The organism is Candidatus Margulisiibacteriota bacterium, assembly GCA_028706105.1.
In the GTDB taxonomy this organism is placed as follows: Bacteria; Margulisbacteria; Riflemargulisbacteria; order GWF2-35-9; family DYQY01; genus DYQY01.
Genome location: JAQWCF010000128.1, coordinates 1 through 3,638, shown reverse-complemented (window position 1 = coordinate 3,638; position 3,638 = coordinate 1). Strand labels below are relative to the sequence as shown.

General features: G+C 36.5%; 4 protein-coding genes. All 4 read right to left on the bottom strand.

Features of this window, described 5'->3' with window-relative positions; translation table 11 throughout:
* Positions 1-148: 148 nt before the first annotated feature.
* A complete protein-coding gene (locus PHF25_09130) occupies positions 149-946 on the bottom strand; it encodes an MBL fold metallo-hydrolase (protein MDD4528171.1) in 798 nt (265 codons plus the stop codon).
* Positions 947-990: 44 nt separating this feature from the next.
* Positions 991-1,785, bottom strand: coding sequence for a hypothetical protein (locus tag PHF25_09125; protein MDD4528170.1), 795 nt, complete (start codon positions 1,783-1,785; stop codon positions 991-993).
* Between the two features lie 40 nt (positions 1,786-1,825).
* Complete coding sequence (locus tag PHF25_09120) at positions 1,826-2,728, bottom strand: dihydroorotate dehydrogenase (GenBank protein ID MDD4528169.1); 903 nt, start codon at positions 2,726-2,728, stop codon at positions 1,826-1,828.
* Between the two features lie 192 nt (positions 2,729-2,920).
* Positions 2,921-3,638 (bottom strand): dihydroorotate dehydrogenase electron transfer subunit (locus PHF25_09115; GenBank protein ID MDD4528168.1); only part of this gene is annotated, 718 nt, incomplete at its 5' end.

Genomic DNA, 3,638 nt, shown 5'->3' with positions numbered 1-3,638 from the left:
TCTTTGTCAGTAAACTTAGCCATTTCTGCATCTTGTACCTTTGTGCAAGGAGACATCTTTTCACTACAACACATTGGAATTTCTTGATTATCTTCTGAATATTTCTCCAGCCCACAGACACTACATACGTATTTCATTTACATCCTCCTTATAATTTAACAGTTAAGCCATCGTAACCCATTTCAATATTATCCGGCAATTCACTATTTAACTTATCATACTCCAAATCATGAGTTGTATGAACAAAATATGCTTTCTTAGGCTTCACCTTCTCAATAAGTCGTACGCTTTCATCTACATTAAAGTGAGTAGAATGAGCTACATATCTTAGGGCATTAATAATCACAGTATTTTTATTATTAATTAAAGACATTGTTTGCGCTGGCAATTCATTTACATCTGTAATATACACAGTATCGTCAAACAAAAACCCAAAAACCTTCATCTTCCCGTGAAATCCTAATAAAGGCTCAAACCGAATACCCTTTATATAAAACACTTGTCCCTCCAACAACTCCTTTATCTCAACAGCTGGAACTCCACCACCAATCTGGTCGGCTTCTCCAAATATATAGGGAAATGGTCTTTTCAAGCACTCAGCGAGTTCTTTATACACATAGACATCTATCTTATTTCCTCGACGTATCTCTTTCCCATTTTTAAGAGCCAATGGTCTCAAATCATCAATGCCAGCAATATGGTCCCAATGCGTGTGAGTAATCAAAACTGCATCAACTCTGCGAATGCCATGCCTTAATGCTTGCTCCCTAAAGTCTGGACCACAGTCTATTAAAATACTGATTGATTGGTCTTCATTATGAATCCACGCGGAGGTTCGAAGCCTTATGTTTTTTGAATTTTTACTAGTACATACAGCACAATTACAACCAATTAATGGAACGCCATCCGAAGTCCCTGTTCCCAATAAAGTAAGTTTTAAACTCATACTGTTATTTTCCTATAAAAAAAGATTAATAACAATTAATTGTTTTACCTGCGTTTTGGAATACCTTGCTCGTTAATTTTAATAATAGTATTTTTGCTATATTTCGGATGGTCGCCAATTAAAATTGGCCCTGATAATTCAATTTCTAATAAACGATTGTCACCATCAAACTCATAGTTGGACCCTGCGGGATATACTACCCCTTTATAACAAAGTGGTTGCTCCAACTCATACAATTTTCCTGCTTCTTTTTCTCTCATCTTAATTAACATTCCTCCGACATTCCAATCTTTTTGGAACAACGGGTACTCACAATCTTCGTGAACAAAAACCATTTTATCTATCTGAGCCATATATGCCTCGCCTTGAGCACTAAAATATAAATCAGTCTCTATCGGAAAGCTAATTCCGCTGAGTGTCGAAACCTCAGCTATAGTCCCAGCACTAACTTTTCCATTATTATGAAAAAAAACACAATATCCTTTCATAAATAACAATTCTCCTATTTGAATATTCTGTACCAAAAAAACATAACTTAACTTACCATTTTCACGAAAATAACATGTTGTTCTCTCAGGGAACACAATCCCATTTAGCTTCGTTTTTTTTAATAATGTACAAGAAGCTAACGTTTCATCTTTGTTACTATAAACTGAAACAACTGACTTTATGTCAATATATATATCTTTTGATTTATAATAATTAACATAAGCTTGAAGCTTCTTAAATTCCTTGTCACCATACATTCCAGGATTATATGAAACAGTCCCATTATTAGGGTCAACGCTATTATCGCTATGGTTATTTTCACAAGAAAATGAGATTGTTTTTCTATTCATAAAAATATATCGTAACTTGACTGGAAAGATTGCAACCAACTTACAGTTTTAAATCTTCTACTTTCATCCCTCGCTGGTTTAAATATTCTATTAGCTCAGCTACTAACTTCTCTGAAATATCAGGTTGAACAAAATTCATCATCCCAACAGATATCGCGTCTGCTCCTACCATTAAAAACTTAACTACGTCTTCCACTGTAGCGATTCCCCCCATCCCAATTAATGGTAATTTTACTGCTCGTGCTACATCATAAACCGCTTTAAGCGCTATCGGTCTAATCGCTGGACCACTAAGTCCAGCATAACCTCTGCTAAAAAAAAGCTTTCTGTTCTCAATATCAACTTCCATCCCAGTAACCGTGTTAATTAAAGAAAGGATATCTGCCCCTTCTCCTTCACATGTCTGGGCTAAGCTAACAATATCATGGACATTCACTGCCAGCTTAACTATAAGTGGCTTATCCGTCTTAACTCTTACCTTTCTAAGTAAAACCTTTAGCTGTGCCATGTCCTGACAGAAAGCTAAGCCTCCAGCATCAACGTTCGGACACGAAATATTAAGTTCAATAGCATCAACTCTTTTCTGACTGTTTAATATTTCGGCTAGCTCCACATTCTCTTCTGTGGAATGCCCCGCTATATTAGCTATTACCTTAACTTTCTTTAAATACTCTAAGGCTGGCAACTTTTCTTCTAAAAATTCTTTTATACCACAATTCGCAAGACCAATCGAATTCATCATCCCTGAAGGTGTTTCCGCAACTCGTGGAGTAGGATTGCCTGCCCTAGGTGCTTTTGTAATGCTTTTTAAGGTTATCGCGCCTAGGTTATCTAAATCTAAAAAATCACAAAAATCTGTACCATAACCAAAACAACCAGACGCAGTAGTGATTGGATTCTGTAATATTAACTTACCTAAATTAACTTCTAAACTCTTTACCACTTTAACCTTTTATCCTTCCTTATCATTCCCGCTTTTTTTAGTCATTCCCGCGCAGGCGGGAATCCATTCTCAATCCAAATACTAGATCCCCGCATTCGCGAGGATGACACTATCACCCAGACCTCTTTTTCTTCAATTCAATCCTTACCTTTTCAAGGGAAGGTGGCCAGCCTAGGTTGGACGGAAGGGTGTCTATCCCCATATTTCCTCCGCCTTAAACACAGGTCCATCGGTACATACCTTCTTTAAACCATTGACTGTTTCTACCACACATCCAACACAAGCACCAAAGCCACAAGCCATTCTTGCTTCCAGCGAAACTTCAGTATGGATACTATATTTTTTTGCTATCTGATAAGATAATTTCATTAATATCTCTGGACCACAAATATACAAAGACTCTATTTTGTTTTTTACTAAAACATCTTCTAATTTATCACAAGCAAAACAGCCTTCCTCCTTGTCTACATGCACAATAAGACTAGAAACGTTAATATCTATTAATTCTTCCCTCGTCTTTACAGCATACATTGTCTGAACATCATTGTGTTTGCTTAATTCCTTTTCTAAATAATATAAAGGAGCAATGCCCATGCCTCCACCTAAAATAAGCACCTTTTTATCCTGAACATTAGCGAAAAAATTACCTAAAGGTCCAAGTAAATCCAAGCTATCCCCTGATACTAAAGAACTCATCACATCAGTTCCTTTACCACGTATTCTGTACAATATAACTAACTCATCGCCCTCCACATTATGCACGCCAAACGGTCTTTTTAACAGAAACTGCGAGTTGCTTCCCACGGAAATGTTAATAAAGTTACCCGGCAAACATGCTTTAGCAATATGCTTTGTCTGAATCCTACATTTAAAGATGTCTTTAGCTACTTGCTTGTTCTCAATGATTTGA